20 protein-coding genes are annotated in these 22,469 nt (G+C 61.3%); 11 read left to right on the forward strand and 9 right to left on the reverse strand.

Annotated features, from left to right (window positions below):
* Positions 1 to 18: 18 nt before the first annotated feature.
* Both NW830_RS09090 and NW830_RS09095 read left to right on the forward strand, forming a co-directional pair.
* Positions 19 to 564, forward strand: coding sequence for a metal-binding protein (locus NW830_RS09090; RefSeq protein ID WP_414361952.1), 546 nt, complete (start codon positions 19 to 21; stop codon positions 562 to 564).
* Between the two features lie 162 nt (positions 565 to 726).
* Entirely contained in the window at positions 727 to 2,394 is a 1,668-nt protein-coding gene (locus NW830_RS09095; protein WP_414362068.1) for an ABC transporter ATP-binding protein, read from the forward strand.
* A gap of 2 nt (positions 2,395 to 2,396) precedes the next feature.
* On the opposite strand, the gene NW830_RS09100 is transcribed toward NW830_RS09095, so the two are convergent.
* Positions 2,397 to 3,308 carry a carbohydrate kinase family protein gene (locus NW830_RS09100; RefSeq protein ID WP_414361949.1) on the reverse strand — a complete coding sequence of 304 codons (912 nt, stop codon included), beginning with the start codon at positions 3,306 to 3,308 and terminating at the stop codon, positions 2,397 to 2,399.
* A 9-nt stretch (positions 3,309 to 3,317) separates the two neighbouring features.
* On the reverse strand, positions 3,318 to 4,181 hold the full coding sequence (locus tag NW830_RS09105; protein WP_414361947.1) for a M48 family metallopeptidase: 864 nt from the start codon (positions 4,179 to 4,181) through the stop codon (positions 3,318 to 3,320).
* A gap of 126 nt (positions 4,182 to 4,307) precedes the next feature.
* Between NW830_RS09105 and NW830_RS09110 the strand changes: the two genes are divergently transcribed.
* Together NW830_RS09110 and NW830_RS09115 are read left to right on the forward strand one after the other, a co-directional pair.
* Positions 4,308 to 4,466, forward strand: a complete 159-nt coding sequence (locus NW830_RS09110) for a hypothetical protein (RefSeq protein ID WP_414362080.1) — start codon at positions 4,308 to 4,310, stop codon at positions 4,464 to 4,466.
* 15 nt (positions 4,467 to 4,481) lie between these two features.
* On the forward strand, positions 4,482 to 4,880 hold the full coding sequence (locus NW830_RS09115) for a YraN family protein (RefSeq protein WP_414361945.1): 399 nt from the start codon (positions 4,482 to 4,484) through the stop codon (positions 4,878 to 4,880).
* On the opposite strand, the gene ruvX is transcribed toward NW830_RS09115, so the two are convergent.
* Positions 4,847 to 5,326: a Holliday junction resolvase RuvX gene (gene ruvX / locus NW830_RS09120; protein ID WP_414361944.1), complete on the reverse strand. Its 480-nt coding sequence runs from the start codon at positions 5,324 to 5,326 to the stop codon at positions 4,847 to 4,849. The two genes, NW830_RS09115 and ruvX, sit on opposite strands and share 34 nt — an antisense overlap.
* An 80-nt stretch (positions 5,327 to 5,406) precedes the next feature.
* Between ruvX and ahcY the strand changes: the two genes are divergently transcribed.
* The 3 genes from ahcY to arsJ all read left to right on the forward strand — a co-directional run bounded on the left by ahcY (position 5,407) and on the right by arsJ (position 9,178).
* Positions 5,407 to 6,687 carry an adenosylhomocysteinase gene (ahcY, locus tag NW830_RS09125; RefSeq protein ID WP_414361941.1) on the forward strand — a complete coding sequence of 427 codons (1,281 nt, stop codon included), beginning with the start codon at positions 5,407 to 5,409 and terminating at the stop codon, positions 6,685 to 6,687.
* Positions 6,688 to 6,870: 183 nt separating this feature from the next.
* Positions 6,871 to 7,878, forward strand: coding sequence for an ArsJ-associated glyceraldehyde-3-phosphate dehydrogenase (locus tag NW830_RS09130; protein ID WP_414361939.1), 1,008 nt, complete (start codon positions 6,871 to 6,873; stop codon positions 7,876 to 7,878).
* Positions 7,879 to 7,891: 13 nt separating this feature from the next.
* The gene (gene arsJ / locus NW830_RS09135; RefSeq protein ID WP_414361937.1) at positions 7,892 to 9,178 is read left to right on the forward strand and encodes an organoarsenical effux MFS transporter ArsJ; all 1,287 of its coding nucleotides are present in this window, start codon (positions 7,892 to 7,894) and stop codon (positions 9,176 to 9,178) included.
* 29 nt (positions 9,179 to 9,207) lie between these two features.
* Here arsJ and proB read toward each other — a convergent pair whose 3' ends face one another.
* Positions 9,208 to 10,323, reverse strand: coding sequence for a glutamate 5-kinase (gene proB, locus NW830_RS09140; protein WP_414361935.1), 1,116 nt, complete (start codon positions 10,321 to 10,323; stop codon positions 9,208 to 9,210).
* A 97-nt stretch (positions 10,324 to 10,420) separates the two neighbouring features.
* Here proB and psb29 point away from each other — a divergent pair, with 97 nt between their 5' ends.
* Positions 10,421 to 11,140: a photosystem II biogenesis protein Psp29 gene (psb29, locus tag NW830_RS09145; protein WP_414403334.1), complete on the forward strand. Its 720-nt coding sequence runs from the start codon at positions 10,421 to 10,423 to the stop codon at positions 11,138 to 11,140.
* On the opposite strand, the gene NW830_RS09150 is transcribed toward psb29, so the two are convergent.
* Together NW830_RS09150 and NW830_RS09155 are read right to left on the reverse strand one after the other, a co-directional pair.
* A complete protein-coding gene (locus NW830_RS09150) occupies positions 11,137 to 11,847 on the reverse strand; it encodes an esterase/lipase family protein (protein WP_414361930.1) in 711 nt (236 codons plus the stop codon). The genes psb29 and NW830_RS09150 overlap by 4 nt on opposite strands.
* 3 nt (positions 11,848 to 11,850) lie before the next feature.
* Complete coding sequence (locus tag NW830_RS09155; RefSeq protein ID WP_414361927.1) at positions 11,851 to 12,375, reverse strand: GNAT family N-acetyltransferase; 525 nt, start codon at positions 12,373 to 12,375, stop codon at positions 11,851 to 11,853.
* Positions 12,376 to 12,533: 158 nt separating this feature from the next.
* Between NW830_RS09155 and NW830_RS09160 the strand changes: the two genes are divergently transcribed.
* A complete protein-coding gene (locus NW830_RS09160; RefSeq protein ID WP_414361925.1) occupies positions 12,534 to 13,253 on the forward strand; it encodes a DUF554 domain-containing protein in 720 nt (239 codons plus the stop codon).
* 86 nt (positions 13,254 to 13,339) lie between these two features.
* Here the strand turns inward: NW830_RS09160 and NW830_RS09165 are convergent, their stop codons facing one another.
* The 3 genes from NW830_RS09165 to NW830_RS09175 form a co-directional block, all read right to left on the reverse strand.
* On the reverse strand, positions 13,340 to 14,695 hold the full coding sequence (locus NW830_RS09165; RefSeq protein WP_414404676.1) for a M16 family metallopeptidase: 1,356 nt from the start codon (positions 14,693 to 14,695) through the stop codon (positions 13,340 to 13,342).
* On the reverse strand, positions 14,655 to 15,962 hold the full coding sequence (locus tag NW830_RS09170) for a M16 family metallopeptidase (protein WP_414361920.1): 1,308 nt from the start codon (positions 15,960 to 15,962) through the stop codon (positions 14,655 to 14,657). Before NW830_RS09170 ends, NW830_RS09165 begins: the two co-directional genes overlap by 41 nt.
* Positions 15,963 to 16,048: 86 nt before the next feature.
* Positions 16,049 to 17,260 carry a site-2 protease family protein gene (locus NW830_RS09175; RefSeq protein WP_414361917.1) on the reverse strand — a complete coding sequence of 404 codons (1,212 nt, stop codon included), beginning with the start codon at positions 17,258 to 17,260 and terminating at the stop codon, positions 16,049 to 16,051.
* Between the two features lie 311 nt (positions 17,261 to 17,571).
* Here NW830_RS09175 and nrdJ point away from each other — a divergent pair, with 311 nt between their 5' ends.
* Entirely contained in the window at positions 17,572 to 21,159 is a 3,588-nt protein-coding gene (gene nrdJ, locus NW830_RS09180; RefSeq protein ID WP_414361914.1) for a ribonucleoside-triphosphate reductase, adenosylcobalamin-dependent, read from the forward strand.
* Between the two features lie 87 nt (positions 21,160 to 21,246).
* Positions 21,247 to 22,443 carry a hypothetical protein gene (locus NW830_RS09185; protein WP_414361911.1) on the forward strand — a complete coding sequence of 399 codons (1,197 nt, stop codon included), beginning with the start codon at positions 21,247 to 21,249 and terminating at the stop codon, positions 22,441 to 22,443.
* The last annotated feature ends 26 nt before the right edge of the window (positions 22,444 to 22,469 follow it).

Raw genomic sequence — 22,469 nt, forward strand, 5'->3', positions numbered from 1 at the left:
GAGCGCTGCACTGGCTGGATGCCCCGGGGATCCACCCACGATCGCCTCACCCTTTGGACGGCTCCCGGCATCGCTTTGGCGGTAGGCTGGGTAAGTGACAGTACCGCAGCGGCTCTCGCAGCGGGATCGGCCTATCTTTTTGCCGGCCTGATGTTTTCCGGGGATCTGGATACACGCTCGCGGCAGTACCGCCGCTGGCTGTTCCTGCGCTGGATTTGGCTTCCCTACCGTCGCTGGCTGCACCATCGCTCCTTTTGGTCCCACGGGCCGCTGGTGGGCACCGCTCTGCGGCTACTCTACCTAGGCTTGTGGGTGACAGGGGTGGGCCTGCCAGCGGCTTGGCTGGGATCCCGCCTGGGCTGGTGGCAGTGGCAGCCGGGGATCTGGCGGGAGAGCCTCTGGCACTGGCTGCAAGCCCACGCCGCAACGCTGTTTTGGGTGAGCCTAGGACTGGAGCTGGGAGCCGTCAACCACAGCCTCAGCGATTGCCTGGTCTCGCGCTGGCGCCGTTGGCGCAAAAGACGGCAGGGGAAAGGCTTGTCCGGCAAGCGGCGGCAAGGGTAGGGCGAGTCCTCCTTAGAGCTATCAAAAGCAGGAGGGGATCCCGGCAGCAGGGAAGGAGCGCATCCGCTAAGCTGGGTGGGGCAGAAGCCCTTGGGGTGGCACTTGGTGCATCCGCTGCGTAGCTATCGCCGTCTCTTTCCCTTCATTCAGCCCCACTTGTGGATGTTGCTGCTGGGGTTGGGCTGCACTCTGGGTTTTGTCCTCACCATGCCCGCCCTTGCTTACCTAATCGAGTGGGTGGCCCGCTCCATCGGGGCTGGGGATCTCAGACAACTGCGGACATTGGCCTTAATTGGGGTGGTATTTTTCGTGGTGCGTGGTGCTTTCCAGTACGGCCAGGACACCCTCATGGCCAGGGCTTCCCTGCAGATGGTGTTGGAGTTGCGGCAGCGAGTTTACGCTCACCTGCAGGGACTAGACGTGGACTATTTTTCCGGCAGCCGCACTGGTGACCTCGTCTATCGCCTCACCAGCGATCTGGATCGGGTGGGGGAGGTGGTCCAGCGGTTTTTCCACCGCTTTATCCCCAGCGTGCTTACCATCTTGGCCGTGGTGGCCTACTTGTTCTACCTCAACGGCATCCTCACCCTAACCACCCTGGTGATTGCCCCCCTGATGGGCGCCTTGATTAGTTGGTTTGGGGAGCGGTTGCTGCAGCGCTCCCGCCGCAATCAGGAAAGTATGGCTGACCTATCTTCTCTTTTAACAGAGGTCTTTGCCGGCATCCGCCTCACCCGTGCCTTTGCTGCCGAGGACTACGAGATCCGCCGCTTCAGTGCCCTGGCCGAAAGCAACCGCCTGGCTCGCTTCCAAACCGAACAGGTCAAGGCCATCCAAGACCCGGTGGTGGGCTTTCTCTACGCCATGAGCGTCTTGGGGGTATTTTGGGTGGGGGGCTGGCAGATTAGCGAGGGCAACCTGACCGGCAGCCAGTTCCTCGGCTTTATCGCGGGGGTGGCCCTGCTGATTGATCCCATTGTCCATATCACCAATAACTACAGCGAGCTAAAGCAGGGGGAGGCTTCCGTGGAGCGGATCTTTGAGCTCCTAGATACCCGCCCCCGCGTGCGCGAGCTGCCGGGTGCCCGCCCCATGCCCCCCATTCAGGGCTGGGTGGAGTTTGATCGGGTCTCCTTTGCCTACAAGCCGGATCAGCCGGTGCTCAAAGACATTAGCTTCCAGGTGGCCCCCGGCGAGATTGTTGCCCTGGTGGGCTCCTCCGGGGCCGGCAAATCAACTTTGGTGAATTTGATCCCTCGCTTCTACGATCCGCAGCAGGGGTGTATTCGCATCGACGGCATTGACATCCGCACCGTCACCCTCAAAAGTTTGCGCCGCCAGATCGGCATTGTTCCCCAGGAGATCACCCTCTTTTCCGGCACCATTGCCAGCAACATTGCCTATGGCCAGGAGCACTTTGACCTAGAGGCAGTGCGCCAGGCAGCCCGGGTGGCCAATATTGACCGCTTCATCGAGAGCCTGCCTGAGGGCTACGCTACCCGCATCGGCGAGCGCGGGATCACCCTCTCCGGCGGTCAGCGGCAGCGGCTAGCTATTGCTCGCGCCGTGCTGCTCAACCCCAAGATTCTCATCCTGGACGAGGCTACCTCTGCTTTGGATAACGAGTCCGAGGCTTTGGTGCAGGAGGCCCTCCAACGGCTAATGCAGCGCTGTACCGTTTTTGTTATTGCCCACCGCCTCTCTACTGTGCGCAGCGCCCATCGCATTTTTGTCCTCGAAGAAGGACAACTCCTAGAGCAGGGCAACCACCGCGAGCTCCTGGTGAAAGGAGGACGCTACGCCCAGTTCCACTGGCGCCAGTTCCAGTAGCTCTAAAGCCCCCACGCTTGCCGGAAGGGACGATAGAACTCCGGATCTGAGGGCGCACCCCCCGCAACCCCACAGATGGCTGCTGCAAACGCCACTGCCCGCTGCAGCAGCACCGCCTCCGGCCATCCTTGCAGCAGGCCGAGGATGGCTACCGCGCTAAACCCATCCCCTGCCCCTACTGTATCCACTAGCTGCAGCGCTGGCACCGCCTCCGCCTGATACACCCTCTCTGCTGTAAACAAGAGCGCCCCTGCCGCCCCCAACGTCAAGAACAAGCCCTTAAGGCCCAACTGGGCCCGCAAGAGCTGCCCCTGCTCTACCACCTCTTTGCCAGGGATCCCTTCCAGTTGAACCACTTGCTCCAGCTCCGCCTGGTTGAGCTTCAACCAAGTGCAGCTGCGCAGCATTTCTCGAATAGGGCCCGGGTGCCACCAGGGATCCCGCAGGTTGAGGTCGAGAAACACCGGACAGCCCAAAGCCAGGATGGCCTCCTGGAAATGGCGGTGGGTTGCCTCTTGCCGTGCTGCCAGACTGCCCCGGTAGAGTAAGCTAGGCCGGAAGGCTCTAAGGGCAGCAGGATCCAACTCAATGAAGTCGTAGGCCTGCTCGGGCAAGATGGCAAAGCTGGGGATCCCCTCCGTGTCGAGGGTAACCTGCACTTGACCGGTGGGGTGAGCCGGATCCCGCTGCAACCCTTCCAGACGTAGCCCCTGCCGCCGCAGCGCCACCACCAACTGTTCTGCCGCCTCATCCTGGCCAATGCGGCTAATCAGCAGGGGATCCAACCCCAGTCCCTTGAGGTTCCAAGCCACGTTCAAAGCTGCTCCTCCCAGCACCACCCTGTCAGGGAAACAGTCAAAAAGAACTTCCCCCAAGATCAGAGGCGGACCAGGCGGCACTTCAAGAGGAGCCATGCTCGTCCACTAGAGCGCAGGGACGCCGTGCTGCTCTAGGATTTGCTGGTAAGTGTTGCTGCGGAACCAGCGCTCGATTTCCCTAGCTCGTAGCACCGGCAGCGGATGGGTACGGCCAAGGGTTTGCAGTTGTTTGAGCTCCAGCTGCCAGAGATCGTTATCCAACTCCTCGTAGGTGCGGGCCTGTTCTAGAAAGGCCTCCACGTTGAGCTTGGCCGCCAACTGGGGTGAGCCGCCGCACAGCTTCATCAGCACTGAGATTACCGTTCTTGGGTCCTGGGTAACCAGGAGCGCTGCCCGGTCGCAGGTAAACTCGGCACAACGCAGCCAGTGCAGCAGTTGATCCTGTAGCGCCTGATAGAACAGACCGCCAAAGGGGAGCAAGCTGGCGGAGAGCGTGAGAATGTTGGCCATCGTTAGGTAGACGCCGTGGTTGCACTTGAGATGGCCCAGTTCGTGAGCAATTACAGCTTGGAGTTCCTTCGGCTCCAGCAAATCTAGCAGAGAGCTGTGCAAGACAATAAAAGGCTTTTTCCCCTGCATGGCAAAAGTGTAGGCATTGGGCACAGGGTTTTGCCGCACATAGAGCTGGGGCACCTCCAGATCCAAAATGCGACAGGCTTGCACCAAAAGCTGGTAGATTTCCGGCAACTGGCGCTCGTTGATTTGGATGCTGGAGGCAATGTTGTCCAAGTAAAACATCTCCCCTGCTGTGGAGCCAAGCAAGTTTTGAATCAGCAGGCCTAAGCCTGGCAGCTGCTGCAGAGAGCGGGTGGCTTGCAGATCAACTGGATGGCGAAATTCGTCGGCCCGCAGGCCCAACAGGATGCGGGGCTCGCTGGAAACGGCTGACAGAGAGGGTAAAGAAGACATAGGAGGTCACAGAAAAACGGGTAGACTCTCAGGGCACCCCTGGCGGCAAGGGAGAGGGGTGAGCAGCTCTGGTCCCCCGGCGGGGGATCCCCCTCCCATTCTGCCTTAACCAGGGGGCAGGCTATCATGGTTGGGACGAGGACACAGCTGGGAGAAAACCGCGTGGAAGCAAAGTCAATCTTGGTAGCGGTTGGCCTGATCCTCTCGTTGGCAAGCTTCTACTTTGGCACCCGCAACGGCTTCTACGACACCGACAAGTATCACGGCAACGGCTCTGCCCACTAGGGCCAGCAGGAAGCAGTGGGGACTAAGGATCGCAAGCGAAGCGCTCCCCAGGAGGCGGGTGAGGCCGGCGAGGCCTGCGTGCAGCGCTACCTAGAAGGGCGAGGCTGGCAGATCCTGGCCCGGCGGTGGCGCTGTCGCTGGGGGGAAGTGGATCTGGTGGCCTACAAGGCAGGGCTGCTGATTTTTGTGGAAGTCAAAACCCGCAGCGGCCAGGGGTGGGATCAAGGCGGACTTTTGGCAGTTGGGAGGCGAAAACAGCAGTGCTTGATCCAAGCTGCCCAAGCGTTCCTCAGCCAGCATCCCCCCTTGGCGGAAGTAGCCTGTCGCTTCGATGTTGCTCTGGTGGAATATCGGCCTGGCCTTGGCTACGCGGTGGCTGACTACCGGCAGGGAGCCTTTGAGGTGGAGCCGTAGCGCCGCTCATCCAGCCAAGTTTGTAAAATCACCGCCGCCGACTGCTGGTCAATAAGAGCCTTCTGGGCTTTGGCCGGTATCCCTGCCTGGCGCAGATCCCACTCTGCCTGCACGGTGCTTAGGTACTCGTTAACTGTCTCTATGGGTAAATCCACAGCCGCCTGGAGAGCTCGCACAAAGCGCTGCACTTTGCGGGCTTGGGATCCCACTGAGCCATCTGCCAAAAGGGGGATCCCCACCACCACCACAGTAGCCTGGCGGCGGCGGATCCACGCCTGCACTTGGGCAATATCTTCCGGGAGGGAACGGCGCTGGATTACCCCCAGGCCAGTAGCCAGCAGCCCCAGTCGGTCGGAGCCGGCCACGCCAATGCGGCGGTTGCCCACGTCCAGCCCTAGGGCTGAAAAGGGATCTCTTGTGGGAGAATAGTACAGGCCTGTGGACATCTGAGCCTCCGTCCTTGGCAACATTGTAGCGGCCTCTCTCTGGCCGCTGGAGAGTTTAACTTCCTCCTAGGAGCCTTCTCATGAGCAGTGCTACTCTGTCCCTCCCCAAGCATGAAGTCAAGGATCTGAACCTTGCTCCCCTGGGTAAGCAGCGGATTCAGTGGGCGGCGCGGGAGATGCCGGTGCTGGCTCAGATCCGGGAGCGCTTTGCCCAAGAAAAGCCCTTGGCTGGCCTGCGTCTAGTAGCCTGCTGTCATGTCACTACCGAAACCGCCAATCTGGCCTTGGCCCTGCAGGCAGGCGGAGCTGAGAGTGTCCTCATTGCCAGCAATCCCCTTTCCACCCAAGACGATGTGGCCGCCAGCCTCGTGGCTGACTACGGCATCTCGGTCTTTGCCATCAAGGGGGAGGATGTGGAAACCTACCGCCGCCATGTCCAGATTGCCCTGGATCACCGCCCCAACCTCATCATTGACGACGGCGGCGACGTGACGGCGGAGCTGGTGCAGCAGCGGCAGGAGCAGCTCTCGGAGATCATTGGCACCACGGAGGAGACCACCACCGGTTTGGTGCGTCTGCGGGCCATGCTTAGAGCTGGGGTGCTCAGCTTCCCGGTAATGACCGTTAATGACGCAGCCACCAAGCACCTGTTTGACAACCGCTACGGCACTGGCCAATCTACCCTAGACGGCATCCTGCGTTGTACCAACATTCTCCTAGCCGGGAAGACGGTGGTGGTGGCTGGCTACGGCTGGTGCGGCAGGGGGGTGGCGATGCGGGCTCGCGGTATGGGCTCCCAGGTGATTGTGACCGAGGTCAACCCGGTGCGGGCCCTGGAAGCAGTGATGGATGGCTTTCGAGTTATGCCCATGGCCGAGGCTGCCCCTCTGGGGGATCTGTTCATCACGGTCACTGGCAACAAGCATGTTATCCGCGGCGAGCACTTCGACTGCATGAAAGATGGGGCGATGGTCTGTAACGCCGGCCACTTTGATATCGAGCTTGACCTAGGAGCCCTACGAGAGCGGGCCGTTTCCCGGCAGACAGTGCGCCCCTTCGTGGAAGAGTACCGCCTTCAGTCAGGCAAGTCGGTGTTTGTGCTGGGAGAGGGCCGGCTCATCAACCTGGCTGCTGCCGAAGGCCACCCCGCCAGCGTCATGGACATGAGCTTTGCCAACCAGGCGCTGGCCTGCGAGTACTTGGTGAAAAACCGAGGACGCCTGGCTCCTGGGCTGCACCCCATTCCTGCGGAGATCGATGAGACCATCGCCCGCCTCAAGCTCAAGGCCATGGGGATCCAGATCGACAGCCTTACCCCGGAGCAGATCGAGTACGGCAACACTTGGACAGTAGGAACCTAGAGCTGTCCGGGGGCAGACACCAGGGAGCTGCTATTGCCCGCTCCCTTGCAAGCGGGCCCCTGAAGGATACGCCCTCTCTAGGAAACTAAGCAACCCCAGACCTAGCCGCTCCACTTGATTGCAGTGAACAGGTGTTTCTGATAAGCTCTAGGCGGGGTTCTGGGATCCCTGGAGGCCAAGAGGGTGGCACGGGTAGGCATTAATGGTTTTGGCCGCATTGGACGGCTGGTGCTACGGGCAGCTTGGGGCTGGCCAGAGCTGGAGTTTGCCCACATCAACGAGATCAAGGGTGGGCCTGTTGCGGCAGCTCACCTGCTCAAGTTCGACTCGGTGCAGGGCCGCTGGAACATTGACATCGAACCCGGTGAGCAGCGGCTGCGCATCCAAGACAAAACCCTCACCTTCAGTGAGTTTAAGTCCCCTGGTGAAGTGCCCTGGGCCGATTTGGGGATTGACTTGGTGCTGGAGTGCTCGGGGAAATTTGTCAAGGCAGCAGAGCTGGAGGCTTACTTCAAAGCGGGGGTGCGCAAGGTCATTGTGGCTGCTCCCGTTAAGGATGGAGAGGCCCTCAACGTCGTTATGGGCATCAACGACCACCTCTACGATCCAGCCCGCCACCACCTGCTTACTGCCGCCTCCTGCACCACCAACTGCCTGGCCCCCTTGGTCAAAGTCATCCACGAAGGGATTGGCATCCTACGCGGGGTCATCACCACCATCCACGATGTCACCAACACCCAAACCGTGGTGGATGCCCCCCACAAGGACCTGCGGCGGGCGCGCTCGGCTCTGTTGTCTTTGGTGCCCACCACCACCGGCGCCGCTACGGCCATTGGCCTCATCTACCCTGAGCTCAACGGCAAGCTCAACGGCATTGCCGTGCGCGTGCCCCTGCTGAATGCCTCCTTGACCGATGCTGTGTTTGAGGTAAGGCGGCCCACCACGGTGGAAGAGGTCAATCACCTCTTGAAGACTGCAGCCGAAGGGGAACTCAAAGGCATCCTTGGTTATGAGGAGCTGCCCTTGGTCTCCGTGGATTTCAAGGGGGATCCCCGCTCCAGCATTGTGGATGCCTCCTCAACCATGGTGGTAGATGGCACCCAAGTGAAGATCCTGGCTTGGTACGACAACGAATGGGGCTACGCCAATCGCATGGCGGAATTGGCCCGCAAGGTGGCTCTCAGCTTATAGAGGAGACCTGCCCATGACTGCTGTCTCAAGCGCCCAAGCTGCCGCAGTGCGCAACTATGCCCTAGTAACCGCCGCCTACTGGGGATTTACCATCACCGACGGCGCCATCCGCATGTTGGTGCTGCTCCACTTCCACAAGTTGGGCTTCACTCCGATTCAAATTGCCATGCTGTTTCTCTTCTACGAGATCTTCGGGGTGATCACCAACTTCCTGGGCGGTTGGATTGGCTCCCTGTTTGGCCTGCGTCTTACCCTCTACGGAGGCATTGCCATCCAGATCTTCGGCCTGGTGATGCTGGGGGTGATCAACCTGCAGTGGCCGGTCTGGGGCCAGGTGGCCTATGTGATGACGGCCCAGGCCCTAGCTGGGATCGCCAAGGATCTCACCAAGATGAGCTCCAAAAGCGCTGTCCGGCTGGTGGTGCCCAAGGAGGCCGAATCCCGCCTCTTCCGCTGGGTGGCGATGCTGACGGGATCCAAAAACGCCCTCAAGGGGGCGGGCTTCTTTGTGGGAGCGGCTCTGCTGCAGATCTTCACTGAGATCTACGGGGATCCCATGGGCTTCCGCATGGCCAACTTCGTCCAGGCAGGAGCGCTGGCTTTGATCTTCTGCTCTGGGGCGCTGCTGCCAGCAGACATGGGCAAGGTTAAGGCGAAGATCCCCTTCAAGCGGCTGTTCTCCAAAAGCCGTGAGATCAACCTCCTCTCAGCGGCCCGCTTTTTCCTCTTTGGATCGCGGGATGTGTGGTTTGTGGTGGCCCTGCCGGTGTTTCTCTACGACGAGCTGGGCTGGAGCTTTATGCAGGTGGGCAGCTACATGGCCATCTGGGTCATTGGCTATGGGATCATCCAGTTCCTAGCGCCCCAACTCCTGGGAGGAGGTCGCCCGGGTCGCGCTCCCAAGGCCCGTACCGTCCAGGTCTGGACGTTTACCCTAACCGCGGTGCCGGCCCTCATTGCCACCGCCTTTATGGCCGGCCTGCCGCCGGAATGGGTAGTTACTGGCGGCCTCATCCTCTTTGGGATTGTCTTTGCCTTTAACTCAGCAGTGCACTCCTACCTGGTGCTGGCCTACACGGAAGATGACGATGTTGCCCTCAATGTGGGTTTTTACTACATGGCCAATTCCGGTGGCCGCCTGCTGGGGACGGTAACCTCCGGGATCCTCTTCCAGCTCTACGGCCTGGAGGGCTGCCTCTGGTTTTCCACCCTGTTGATTTTGATGGCAGGGCTGTTCTCGCTGAAATTGCCGGATCCCAGCAAAACTCCGGTGGAGTGGGTGGTTAAGCCGGGGGATTGAGGGGATCTCTCAAGAATCTGGAAAGTAGGTCAATCCAGCAGGGCTAGGTTGTCGCGATGGACGGCGGTATCCACCCCTTCGTAGCCCAAGATGTAGGGGATCTCGGCAGTTTTTTTGCCCTTGATGCGCCGCAGTTCCTCGGCGCTGTAGTTGACTAGGCCCCTGCCTACCTCACGCCCGCTGGGATCACACAGGCGCACGGCAGCTCCTGCCTCAAAGTCGCCGGAAACCTCTACGATCCCTGCCGGCAGCAGGGATCGCCCTTGCTCACAGACTGCCCGCACTGCCCCCTCGTCCAGGGTGAGGGATCCCTCGGGGATAAGGCCGTAGGCAATCCACCGCTTGCGGGCGCTAACAGGCTGGGGAGCTGGCTCGAAGCGGGTGCCAATGGGCTCGCCAGCCAAGATGGCCGGGATCTGGTCGGGCCGCTTGCCATTGGTGATTACCACCGTCACGCCGGCAGAGGTGGCAATTTGAGCAGCAGTAAGCTTGGTGGCCATGCCGCCCGTGCCCCAGCCACTTTTGCCTTGGGCTTCCGCCTTGACCCGTAAAGGCATCCCGTGCTCCACCCGCTCAATAGGCTCGGCGGAGGGATCGCGGTGGGGATCGGCTGAGTAGAGCCTGTCTACGTCGGTGAGGAGGATTAGCCACTTGGCCTGCACCATGCTGGCTACCAAGGCTGAGAGGGAATCGTTGTCGCCAAACTTCAGCTCCTCCACCGCCACGGTATCGTTTTCATTAACAATGGGGATAACTCCCATCTGCAGCAGTTGGGTAAAGGTGCGATTGGCGTTCACGTAGCGGCTGCGCTCCACGAAGTCGCCGCGAGTAAGCAGCACCTGAGCAATGGGTTGGTTGAGAGCGGAGAAGAGATCATCGTACAGGCGGATCAGCCGTCCCTGGCCCACCGCCGCCACCGCCTGTTTTTCCGCGATTGCTGTTGGCCGTTGGCGCAAGCCCAGGCGGGCACAGCCCACTCCCACTGCTCCGGAGGAGACGAGGATCACGGCGTAGCCTTGGTTGCGCAGCCGCGTCAGCACCTCCACCAGCGGCCCCAGCACGGAAAGGCGCAGTGAGCCCGTTTGCGGATCCGTCAGGCTGGAGGTGCCAATTTTTACGACAATCGTCCCCCCTGTAGCTGCCATCGTTCAATACTCCTCCCACCCCGAAACCTTAGGCCTGGCTTGCCCTTGGGGTCGCTCCGAGGGAAAATATTATAGGTCTGCCTCCCGCTCTCTGCCTGTGAATCCTGTCCGCACCTTTTCGGCCACTAAGGCTGCCTTTTTGAGCGCCTACCCCCGCCCCCTCCACCCTGCCTATCGCCGGGCAGTGGAGGAGTTGCTGGTGGAGCTGCACCTAACCACTGTCAACAGCGCCTTTGTCTACGACCCCTTTTTTGCCCTGGGTTTGGTTACCCTCTACAACGGGCTGATGGAAGCTTACCATCCTCCAGAGCAGCGTGAGGCCATCTTCACTGCCCTCTGTAAGGCACTCCACCTCAAGCCGGAGGTGGTGCGCAAGAATGCCCACGACCTCCTGGAGCTCCTGCGCAGTGGGGATCCCCAGCAACGCTACAACCTGCTCTGTCTCAAACCGGAGGCAGAGGATGTGGGCGGGCTCAAGGCCATTTTGCAGCGCATGACCCAGCCTCCCTATGCCTACAGTCGGGTTTTGGCAGTTGGCCTCTACACAGCCTATGAGGCAGTTGCTGCCTCCCTCTACAAAGATCCCGAAGAACGCACCCGCCGCTTTTTGGAGGAGCTTATTGGTAAGCTGCCTTTTTCCCCAGAGAGGGTGAGAAAAGACCTAGAGCTCTACCGCAGCAACTTGGACCGCCTGAAGCAGGCGCGGGCTGTTGTGGAGGAGATGGTAAAAGCGGCCCGGCGTCAACAGGAACGCCGTCAATCGGCTGCCTCCCTGCCTAGCAGCTCCCCTGCCGATTCCAGCAAGCCCAGTAGCTAGACCAAATAGGCAATCCAGCTATCTACTACCTCTGGCGAGCCGTACCAGCGCCGCCCACCGCGGCCAGAATGGTGACAGTCGGGAATGGTGAGGTTGATGGCCCCTGCCAGATGGGCAGCCTCAATGGGAGTGATGCCATCTCCCCACAGCTCCCCCTGGCCGGCGGTAAGCCGGTAGCTGTTGTAGGCCAGCCAAGCCAGATAATGCTCCTGCCGCCACAGGGATCCCAGGCCCAGGCGGCGCCCTTGAATGGCCTTGCCGGCCACACAGACGTACTTGACCTGCGGCCAGAAGGCCCCCGGGTAGTGGGTGTTAACAAAGTCCAGGTTACGCCTTGTCCAGCGTTCCCGGCTGGTGTGAGGGGATCCCAGGCTGATTAGGGTGGCAACGTGCTCTCGCCCCTGCCACACCTGCCCCCCGTAGGGCACGGATCCCAGGTAGATGCGGGCAATCCAGCCGCCAGCGGAGTGGGCCACCAAGTTAACCCGGTCAACTGCAAACTCGGCCTGGGTGCGTTGGATAGTGGCCTGGAGGGCCCGCAAGATGGGGGTGACGGGCCTTCCCCCCAGCGTGGGAATCCAACTGTACACCTGCAGGGGCACCACCCGGGCCGCATAGCCGCGGGCCTCCAGCTCCTGACGCAAAGGCTCGTACTCTGAGGCACCTGCCAAGTAGCCGGGCAGGATCACCGTGGGCAGAGCAGCCATGGGCTAGCGCGGGTACCAAAACATGCCCTTGATCCCCTCTGGGTCGGGTGTAAAGCCCAGCCGCTCGTAGAAGCTGACTACCCCCTGGTCGGCGAAAAGGGTGATGTTGCTGATGTCCTGGGCGCGCAACTCCTGGATTACCTTTTCCATTAGCCGCCTGCCCAGCCCTCGGCCCTGAAACTCAGGATGGACCACCACATCCCAGATGGTGGCATTGAAGGCATGGTCAGAGGTGGCGCGGGCAAAGCCGATGAGGCGACGGTAGCTGCCCCGCTGCTGCCACATCGACACCACTAGAAAACTATGCTGCAGGGCTTTCTTAACTTTGTGGATGGGGCGACGCGACCACCCTACCGCATCGCAAAGCTCTTCTAGCTCGTACACATCTATGTTGGGATCCAGGCTAAAGACAATAGTTTCCCCCCCTACCGCCACCGTTTCCTGGCGAGGGGCGGGTGTAGCCGTTGGCGGTGACGCTTTGGTGGCAGCGGCCCCTGCTGACCCAAACAGCCCTTTCCAAAAACCCATTGGAATTGCAGTGGGGCAAAAGCCCACCTTTGTGAGCCTGTCCTCAGTATAGCTGGGATCGGCAGCAGAAGCGGCCCGTCTGCTCAGCGGCTGCCGTGCCGGCTTGGAAGAGACCCATAGGGAGACTTATAATCCAGTCTGGCCAGCGAGAACGTCCTATGGCTCTCCCCGGCACCGGCACCCTCGTCAACGCCCTTGCCATCCTCGTGGGCAGTGGCCTTGGCTGGGTGCTGGGCCGCCGTTTGCCAGAGCGCATGAGCCAAACCCTGCTACAAGCTATGGGATCCCTGGTGTTGGTCTTGGGGATCCAGATGGCCCTCACCCTCAGCAGCGCTGCCCAAGCAGTAACGGTTTTGCTAGCCCTGATCGGGGGGGCTTTGCTGGGGGAGGGGATCGACCTTGAGGCTGCCTTTGAGCGGCTGGGACAGGCCCTGGAAAAGCAGGTCAGTCGCTGGCTAGGCCCCAGCCCTATTGCTCGCGCCTTTGTGACCACCACCCTCCTGTTTGTGGTCGGCCCCATGACCCTGCTGGGCGCCATTGAGGATGGTTTGGGGGATCCCTCCCTGCTTTTGGTCAAAGCCGCCTTGGATGGCATTGCCACCCTAGCTTTTACCGCCAGCCTGGGCTGGGGCACACTGTTTTCCGCCCTGCCGGTGCTCTTAGTTCAGGGGGGCGTGGCCCTGCTGGCCCGCCAACTGCAGCCGCTGTTGCGCCCAGACCTGCTGGCCGCCTTGGAAGCCACCGGTGGGCTCCTCATCCTGGGTATTGGCATTAATCTACTGGGCCTGGCCCGCCTACGGGTGGCCAACCTGCTGCCGGCTTTGGTCATTGTGGAACTGCTGGTGGGATTTTTCCCCCTCTGGGATCTCAACCTCTAGGGGACTGGTGGGGAAGCTGGGGGCTGGCAGCGGCAAAGGTGGCGTCGTTGATCACCCGGGGCAGCAGCCTGTCTTGGGGCACCCACCTACAGCTCAACTTTTGCCAAAGCTTCTTCCGGCCCCACCAGGGCAATAGCTGGGTTGACCAGGTAGGTTTTTGCAGCCTGCTGAAGATGGGCAGGGGTAAGCTGCCTCACCCTCTGCAAATACTGCTGGTCGAACTCCATGCCCAACCCCAAAATCTCGTACCAGCCGGCCAGTTGCGCCACTTGGGCGTTGGTCTGTTTGCTAAGGGCATATTGGCCCAAAAGCTTGCGCTGGGCCATCTCCACTTCCTCGCTACTCAGGAGGGTGTCGTGGAGGCGCTGGATCTCTGCTTGCAGGCGCTCCAGCGCCACGGGAGTGTTCTCTGCTGCCGTGCCCAGGTAAGCCACAAAAGGGGCGGGATCCCGACGGGTGGCAAAGAAGGCGGAGACCTCGTAGGCCAGGCCGCCGCGCTCCCGCAGCTCGACAAAAAGACGGCTGGACAGGCCGCTGCCCAGGTAGGTGGCCAGTAGCTTCAGGGCGGGATAATCCGCAGAAGAGGCAGGGGAGCCGCGAAAGCCAAGCACGATCGTTGTCTGCTGGGTGGGTTGGGAGAGCTTTCGCAGTTGCGGCTTCTCCAAGGGGGGCAGAGGCAGATTGGGATCGGGGGCAGGGGGGCCAGCGCTCACCCAATCTCCCAGGACAGCTTCCACTTGGGCTGCCATCGTCTCCGGCGGCTCCGGGCCAATTACCGCCATCACCATTCCCTCCGGGCGGCAGTAGGTGCTGTGGTAGGCTAGCAAATCCTCGCGGGTCAGGGATCCCACCGTCTCCAGTCGTCCCAACCCCGGCAGGGCGTAGGGGTGATCCCTATAGAGGGCCTGCCGCACCTGATCCCAGGCCAGGTTAAAGGGCCGTTCCTGCTGGGCGCGAATGGCCTGCAGCATCAGCTCCCGCTCCCGCGCCACCTCCGCCTCGGGAAAGCTGGGATCCCGGAGGATCTCCGCCAGCAACTGCAACAGCTCCGGAAAGTCCTCCGCTACACAGCGCAGGCCAACCTCGAAATGATCAGCAGCGCTGTCTACAGAAAGGGAAGCTCCCAACGATTCCACCCAAGCGGCAATAGCTTGGGAGTTGCGCTGCCGAGTGCCCTTGGTGAGGACAGCGGCCAGCAAGTGGCTCAAGCCCGCCTGCTGCGGCTGCTCTACCCGGCTGCCGCCACGAAAAAAACAGTGGGCGGCCAGGATCTCCACCGTCGGGTTCTGGCCCAACAGCAGCGTGATACCGTTGCCCAGGTGGAGGCGCTGTAAACGGCTACGTTGCGTGGCAAGCAGGGTGGAGCTCATTAGGGGCAAGGGATCCAAGACGGAAGGGCCATCAACGGCAGGCCAGTTGGAGCTCCGAAGCCGCGGCAGCATTAGAGGCAGCCGGCTTAAGCAGAGCCACCACGTAAGCCTCAGGAGAGAGGTACTGCTGAGCCAGCTCGCGGATTTGCGCTGGGGTAAACGCTTGCAACAGCTCCAGGTACTCCTGGAGGCGCTGCACCCCGACCAGGGTCTCGTAGTAGCCGTAGAGGCTTGCCAGTTGGCTGGGGGACTCGGCGGAGAAGAGAAGTTCGTGGGTCAGCATGCGCCGAGCGCGCTCCAGCTCCGCTTGGCCGATGCCATCCTGCTGCAACTTCTCGATCTCGTGCAGGAGGGTTGCCTCCACCCGTGGCAAATCCTCTACCTCCAGTTGGGCGCTGATGCAAAAGAGCCCCCCCTCCTTCAGCACCAGCGAAGAGCAGCCGATAGCCCTCACCCAGCCCCGCTGTTCCCGCAGCAGATGCACTAGCCGCGAAGTACGCCCATCCCCCAGCACGGCAGCCAACAGCTCCAGGCCGCAAACTTGCTCCCAGGCGTCGAGGCTAACTGTGGGCCAGGCCAATTTTAGACGGGCCTGCTCTAGGCGGGCATGGGTGCTCTCGCGGCGCAGGATCCCCTGCGGGTGGGGCTGAGGCGGGATTGGGGGCCTTGTCCAGGCAGGGCCACGGGCGGGGCCGCCAAACTCCTTTTCCACTAGTGCCAGCGTCTGCTCAGGGTCGATGCCTCCCGTCACCACCACTGTCATGTATTCGGGTCGGTACCAGCCGCGGTGGTAGGCGCGCAGCAGCTCTGGGGTCAGTTGCCTCAGGGTTTCCGGCCTGCCCAGCACTGGTCGCCCATAGGGGTGCTCCTCCCCGTAGGCAGTTTCCATGAGAAGCTGGTAGGTGATGTACCCCAAGTCGTCAGCAGCGCGGCGAATTTCCTCCAAAACCACCTGGCGCTCCCGTTCCACCTCCTCGGGCGGGATCCCGGCCCGCAACACCGCCTCTGCCAGATAGGGCAGAGTCTCCGGCAGATCGGCAGCAGCTACTGTCATGTAGTAGTGGGTGTAATCCTGGCCAGTAGCAGCGTTGGTGATGCCTCCCCGCCCTTCAATAGCGCGATCCAGCTCACCGGGGGCCAGCCGCTCGCTGCCCTTGAAAACCATGTGCTCGAGAAAGTGGGAGATGCCCAGCCACTGCGGCGGCTCGTTGCGCCCGCCTGTCTGTACCCAGACGTCCACAGTAGCCGAGTCGGCAATGGGAACGGGGTGAAGAATAACGCGCAGCCCGCTGTTTAAGCGATGGGTGTAAGCAGGCAGAAGACGAGGTAGGCGGCTCAAAATTCTTAATTGATAGAGAACAAACTTAATTTTAGCAAGACAACCCCCCGTCAGCGCCTGGAATACTCTAGGGAGGGGTCATTTCTCTAGGTCTTGGAAGGGGTATCCGTTGCTCCTGGCCACGAAAAGCTGGGGGATCCTTCGTCTAGGCTTTCTTCCACTTGGAAGCCCGGGGGCCATTCTTCGCTGTCGCGTAGCCGCTGCACCACCTCCTGGGGCAGATCTACCCCCAGCTCCCGCGCCGCTACCGCTACCACATCGCCGCGGTCGATCAAGCCGGCAATGGCGCCGCTGGGGGTGAAGACCAAGACGCGACGGGGTTCCGCCTGGCGCATCATCTGCATCACCTGGAGGAGAGGGGTCTCCTCTCGTACCCCCTGCAGTTGCTCCATTGGCTTAAGAATGGCCTTGAGGGTGAGGTGATCCCACTGGCTGCGCTCGATGTCGTTGAGCAGTTCCGGCCTCACCAGGCCCCGGTAGCGACCGTCCTCCTCGGCAAAGTACACTTCTTGAACTCCCCCTCCTGCCTCTGGCTGGAGGGAAGCGGGAACCAGGTAGCGATCGACAAACTCCCGCAGGCTCATGCCCGCATCCAGGACGCGAAACCGGCGGCTCATGACGTCTGCGGCCTTCAGGCGGGCCAACACCCGCTGCAGTTGTGCATACTGCTCATAGCGACGGGCGCTGTTTAAAATAAACAAGCCGATTAGCCCCACCCAAAGGCCGTTGAGGCTTCCCCAAAATACCACCAGCAGACCTAGGCCTACTAAGCCCCAGCCCACTCCTTGGCCAGATCTAGCCGCCCAGAGCATGCCCTTTTGCCGATCCCCTGTCCAAGCCCAGATGGCCGCTTTGAGCATCTGCCCCCCATCTAGGGGCAAACCTGGCAGCAGATTAAACAGGGCAATCATTAGGTTGATGGCAGCCAAGCTGGCGAGGGTTGAGACCAGCGGCGATCCTGGCCCCATCCAAGCTCCGGCCACGCTCAAGAGGACAAACAAGCCCAAGCTGAGGAGGGGCCCTGCCAGGGCCACCCAAAAGGCGCCCAGGGGGCGAGGAACTTCCCGCTCGATGGCCGCCATGCCGCCAAAGATAAACAGCGTGATGGAACTCACCCGGACTCCATAGGCGCGGGCTACCAAGCTGTGGGCCAACTCATGGGCCAGCAAGGAGAGAAACAGCCCTAGCGCCGTCACCAGGCCATAGGAGAGCACCAGCAACACAGCCGCTGGAAACCAGGTGTAGTCCAGGAAGAGGGGGATCCCCCACAAACTCCCAATGCGCAGGCGACTGGTCATAGCCCTCAACTCCTTACACAGCTTTTGCCCAAGGGGCACAGTTTCTAAGACAGCAGGTAACCCTTCCGTTGGGGATCCCTTCCTTTCCACTCTAGCCCTTTCCAGGGCTTGGTAACGGATCCCCCGCCTGCCCCCACCCTAGCTGGGGAAGATAGCCAGAGCCCACGACACCCCCTGCCCCTTGACGATTGTGGTAGCCTAGTTGGGCATTTGGATGGCCGGCGGGTCGGGCAACTCCTCTGGGACGGCCCTGGCCGGCAAGGAAAATTCTCGTCGGACTCCACGGGCAGCTTTGCAGGAGGGGTGTGGCTATGGTGTCGATTTCGTCCCGCTCAAGCGAACAGAGCAAAGCGGTGCCCTTGCCACAAGGGCAAGCGCTGGGTTCTGGGGGCGAGTTCCCAGCAACCGCTCCGACGGCCGCTCCAGTGTTCTACCGCACCTACAGTCGGCGGCGCCCGGATGGCAGCCGCGAGACTTGGAGCGACGTCTGCGATCGCAGCCTGGCCGATATTGCCCGCCTAGGACGCTTCACTCCCCAGGAGCGGGAGCTGGTGGAACGTCTGCAGCGGCAGTTGAAGGCGTTGATCTCGGGTCGGGCCCTGTGGGTGATGGGCACCGCGTGGATCCAAAAGCCGGAAAACTACTCCGGCGCCTACAACTGCACCAGCCTCACCGTGGTCGACTGGCCCTCCTTTGGCCTGATGATGGATCTGGCCATGATGGGCTGTGGCACAGGGGCGGTGCTGGAGCCCCAGTTCATCAGCCAGTTGCCCCCCATCCTCAACCGCCTACAGGTTCAGGTGGTGGGATCCATCGGCGCCACCCCCCGAGAGCAGCGGCAGGAGCACACCCGCATCCAGCGGCAGGGATCCCGCGTGCACATCCAGGTGGGGGATAGCCGGCGGGGCTGGGTGGAGTCCTACCAGGCGCTGCTGGAGCTGGCGGCGGATCCCAGCTTGGGCGGCGAGGTCCAGGTGACGGTGGACTTGAGCGATGTCCGCCCTGCCGGCGAGCGGCTACAGGGGTTTGGGGGGGTGGCCAACCCCATCAAGCTGCCCGGCCTCTACGAGCGCTGCGCCGCCATCCTCAACAAAGCGGTGGGCAGACAACTGAACTCGGTGGAGTGCTGCCTGCTCATCGACGAGGCAGCGGTGACGATTGTGGCGGGGAACATTCGGCGGTGCTTACCTGAAAACGCCTTGGTGCACACCTCACAAGGTCTGGTGCCCATCAAGGATGTGCAGGTAGGCGATTGGGTTCAGACCCCCCTTGGGTTTCGTCGGGTGGTCAACAAGTTTGACCAAGGGATCCAAGAAGTTTACGAAATAGAGACCAATGCCCTTCCTTTCTTTTCAACTTTGAACCACCGCCATGCAGTTTTGGCAGACGCTCGGGGGAACATCGCATGGAAAAGTACCCACGAGTTAGTCGAGGGGGATCGTCTGCTGCACAACACCCAAGTTCTCCCCGGCACCATCACCCATCTCCCTGAGGACTTTACGGCATCTCGTCCAAGCCAAAGCCCCACCGCAAAGCCCCTGCACATCCCGCCCCTGACGCCAGAGGTGGCCTGGCTCATTGGGTTTACCCAGGGGGGTGGGTATGTTGCGCTGGGGCGCGATCTCCACGGCAAGCCCTACGGTTACCTGGAGTGGAGTGCCAATACCCTGGATCCCGAGCTGCTTTCCCGTCTCCAAGCTAAGCTGGAGCAGGCGCTGGCCGCCTTCGGGCTGACAGCTACCTGCAGCTATGGGCCAGGGGAGAACAGGGCAAGGTTTGTGTGTTCCTGCATCCCGCTGGCAGAGTATTTCGAGCGGCACATCAAGAAACCAAAGCAACCCCTGCAAGTTCCCGACTTTATCCTGCGCGGCACCGTTGAGGTACGGTCAGCTTACCTGGCAGGCCTTATCGACAGCAATGGGTCAACCCGTAGTCATCCCCCCCAATTGCTGACAACTGTCCACCGCTCCTTTGCCCTGCAAGTGGGGGCTGTGCTCTCCAGTCTGGGTATTGCAGGCCGACTCACAATCCTCCCCCCCCAGCAGGAGAACTGGCAGGTTCAATACAGCCTTACCCTGCCGGCATTCAAGGCTCGGTACAACGCCTTGGTGGCTCCCTACTCAGCTAAAGGGAAGTTGCCCCAAGGGCTGGAGACGCATGGCTTTACGATTCCGGGTTCCCTGCTGCAGGAAGTATACAGCTACACTGAGATGCGCGGCATGGGCTGCCAAGGAGCTCGGTCGGTCGAAGCCAACTATGAACGATACTTGGCTGAGTCGGGGTTGGATTTGGATATCCCCGTTACAGTTAAGGGCCTAGGCAGCCATGACTGGGTACGAACCTACGACATTGAAGTCGAAGAGGCCCATTGCTTTTACTGCAATGGCTATCTCACCCACAACAGCGCGGGCATGCGCCAATTTGCCGCCGACGACGAGCTGGGATCCAGCGCCAAGGACAACCTCTGGCAGCAGGACGAGCAGGGCAACTGGAGAATTGACCCGGAGCGGGATGCCCTGCGCATGGCCAACCACACGCGCGTGTTCCACCGCAAGCCAACGCGAGAAGAGTGCATTGCGGCAGTGCGCAAGCAGTTTTACTCCGGCGAGGGAGCCATCCAGTGGGCGGGGGAAGCTGTGGCACGGGCCAATGCCGACCTGCTCGCCACTCCAGAATTGAAACAGACCTTCCTCAACATCTATGCTTCCCAAGGCCCAGAGGAAGCTCGACGCTGGCTAAAACACCACTGGCCAACCCTGCCCGAGGCTGAACTGGAGCATCGGCTGCGGCGGTATGGGTTAAACCCTTGCGGCGAGATCATTGGATGCGACTTCCACTGCAACCTGGCTGAGATCCACCTCAACCGGCTGGATCCCCACAACCGCCAGGAACAAGAGGAGGCCTTCACAGCCGGGGCCCTGACGGCGGCGGCGCTATTGCACCATCGCTTTGTCGAGCCCCGCTTCCAGCGCTCGCGGGAGTGGGATCCCATCGTCGGCGTCTCGTTTACGGGGCTGTTTGACTTTTGCGTCAAAGCCTTTGGGGTGGACTGGCTGCGCTGGTGGCAGGAGGGGAGGCCGGACACGCCCCTGGGGCGGGAGTTTAAGCAGCAGGAGCGGGAATACCTCAGCTTTTGGAAGGAGGTTGTCCACCGCGTGGTCTGGGACTACTGCGACCGCCACGGATTGCGCCGTCCCAACCGCTGCACCACTGTTCAGCCTGCTGGCACCAAGTCCCTGCTCACCAACGCCTCGCCCGGCTGGCACCCGCCCAAGGCCCAGCGCTACATCCGCCGCATCACCTTTGCCAAAAACGACCCCGTGGCCCTCGCCTGTCTGGACTATGGCTACTCGGTAGTGCCTGCCCAGGCGGACAAGGACGAAAACGGCAACCTGCTCAACGATCCCTTTGATCCCCGCTGTACCGAGTGGCTGGTGGAGCTGCCGGTGGAGGTGGAGTGGGCCAATTTGCCCGGCGCCGAGGAGATTGAGATTGAGCGCTTCTCTGCCCTGGCCCAGTTTGACTTCTACATGCAGGTGCAAAAGTACTACACTACCCACAACACCTCAGCCACCATCGAGCTGCGGGAGGACGAGATCGAGGCGCTGGGATCCCGCATTTACGAGGCCATCCGCGACGACGAGGGGTACATTAGCGCGGCGCTGTTGGCGCGCTTCGACGCTCCCTTCCCCCGCTTGCCCTTTGAGAAAATTGACAAAGCCACCTATGAACGGCTGATGGCTGAGGTCAAGCAAAGACGAAAAACCGACAACTTTTACGAGGCCCTGGCGCGCTACGACCGCAACCTCGCCCTCATAGCAGAGGGGCCGGCAGGGTGTGATGCTCTCGGCTGTCTGATGCCGGAGGCTAGCCCGCAGAGCGAGAACCCGTCCCGTTAGCAGAAGGGGGGATCCCGCCCAAGCTAGGTGCTGTTGCCCCTTCTCCGCTAGCCGGCCCTAGCTACACTGTTCTTGGCTGGGATAGCCGTGCGTGCCTTGGCAGCCCCATCGGCAGGGCAGGCGCACTGGGCGCAGTTGGGTTTTCCCTGCCCAAGCGTTTGGTGGCTGGGGGAGTGGGATCTGATGCAGACAGGAGAGCGGCTCCAAAAGAAAGCCTGGGCGAGGGAAATCCGGCGCAGACTGGGGGGGCTGGTGCTGGCGCTGGTGGTGCTGCTGGGGATCGCCTGTTCTAGCCCCAAGGGCTCTGGGACCTCCCCTCCTGGATTGCTCCCGCCTCCGCCTGAGCCGGGTAGCCAGTCGATCCCTCTGACGGTGCGCACTCTGGGCAATAGCCGCTTTAAGTTGCTGAGCTTGAGGGTGGAAGTGGCAGGGGGGGAGGCCGAGCTGTTACTGGACACCGGCTCGGCAGGGCTGCGCATCTTATCGTCAGCAGCAGGCCGCCTTGGCCTGGAGCGGACAGGGATCCCTTCCACAGTAACCTTTGCCGATGGCACACAATTTATCGGAGTGCTGGCCCGCGCTCCCTTTGGCTTGGGCGGGATCCAAAGTCAAGAGCCGGTAACGATTCAGTTGATTGACCAAATTACCTGTGTGGAGGGTCTGGTGGCCACCTGCTCCGACAACCTATTTGGACCAGGGCGGCCCTTTACCGGGATCCTTGGCACCTCCCTAGACGAGCGCAGCCCCGATGCCAACTTGTTTAGCCCCCTTCCTCGCCTGCCGGGCAATTTGGGTTCTGGGTACATCCTCCAGACAGGTGGGTTCGACTCTGTGCAAGGCCTTTTCACCCTCGGCCTGACGGAGGCCAACACCGCTGGCTTCAATTTCCGGCAACTGCCTCAGGTGGGAAGCTTTCCCGATGGCACGCCCATCTGGCGGGATGAAGCCCTGCAGGTGGCCTACAGCATCAGCAATACCTCTATTCAAAATGTCCTCAGTCCCACCCTATTTGACAGCGGCGCCTCCGACATCTTCCTCAACGTTCGCCTGTTGGGATCCCCTCCCTTTTCCACCGCAACCCTGCCCCCCGGGTCGGAATGGCGCGCCGTCCTGGAGGGGGCATTTGACTACCGCATTCGGGTGGGCTTTCCGGTAACGCCCAGCCGGGATCGGATCTTTGTGAACGGCAACCAGAGAGTGCAACTGTTGGGCATGCCCCTGTTTTTCAACGCCGACGTTGCCTTTGATATTGCAAGGGGGCGGATTGGCTTTCGCCTACGTTGAGATCAAGGCCTTGAGTTGAATTGTGG

Source organism: Synechococcus sp. OH30, from assembly GCF_047462175.1.
Lineage (GTDB): Bacteria > Cyanobacteriota > Cyanobacteriia > Thermostichales > Thermostichaceae > Thermostichus.

Bases quoted from the DNA above. Each gene is read 5' to 3' on its own strand.
- NW830_RS09090 (WP_414361952.1), top strand. From the start codon at position 19: ATGCCCCGGGGATCCACCCACGATCGCCTCACCCTTTGGACGGCTCCC.
- NW830_RS09095 (WP_414362068.1), top strand. From the start codon at position 727: ATGTTGCTGCTGGGGTTGGGCTGCACTCTGGGTTTTGTCCTCACCATG.
- NW830_RS09100 (WP_414361949.1), bottom strand. From the start codon at position 3,308: ATGGCTCCTCTTGAAGTGCCGCCTGGTCCGCCTCTGATCTTGGGGGAA.
- NW830_RS09105 (WP_414361947.1), bottom strand. From the start codon at position 4,181: ATGTCTTCTTTACCCTCTCTGTCAGCCGTTTCCAGCGAGCCCCGCATC.
- NW830_RS09110 (WP_414362080.1), top strand. From the start codon at position 4,308: ATGGTTGGGACGAGGACACAGCTGGGAGAAAACCGCGTGGAAGCAAAG.
- ruvX (WP_414361944.1), bottom strand. From the start codon at position 5,326: ATGTCCACAGGCCTGTACTATTCTCCCACAAGAGATCCCTTTTCAGCC.
- ahcY (WP_414361941.1), top strand. From the start codon at position 5,407: ATGAGCAGTGCTACTCTGTCCCTCCCCAAGCATGAAGTCAAGGATCTG.
- arsJ (WP_414361937.1), top strand. From the start codon at position 7,892: ATGACTGCTGTCTCAAGCGCCCAAGCTGCCGCAGTGCGCAACTATGCC.
- proB (WP_414361935.1), bottom strand. From the start codon at position 10,323: ATGGCAGCTACAGGGGGGACGATTGTCGTAAAAATTGGCACCTCCAGC.
- NW830_RS09150 (WP_414361930.1), bottom strand. From the start codon at position 11,847: ATGGCTGCTCTGCCCACGGTGATCCTGCCCGGCTACTTGGCAGGTGCC.
- NW830_RS09155 (WP_414361927.1), bottom strand. From the start codon at position 12,375: ATGGGTTTTTGGAAAGGGCTGTTTGGGTCAGCAGGGGCCGCTGCCACC.
- NW830_RS09160 (WP_414361925.1), top strand. From the start codon at position 12,534: ATGGCTCTCCCCGGCACCGGCACCCTCGTCAACGCCCTTGCCATCCTC.
- NW830_RS09165 (WP_414404676.1), bottom strand. From the start codon at position 14,695: ATGCTGCCGCGGCTTCGGAGCTCCAACTGGCCTGCCGTTGATGGCCCT.
- NW830_RS09175 (WP_414361917.1), bottom strand. From the start codon at position 17,260: ATGACCAGTCGCCTGCGCATTGGGAGTTTGTGGGGGATCCCCCTCTTC.
- nrdJ (WP_414361914.1), top strand. From the start codon at position 17,572: ATGGTGTCGATTTCGTCCCGCTCAAGCGAACAGAGCAAAGCGGTGCCC.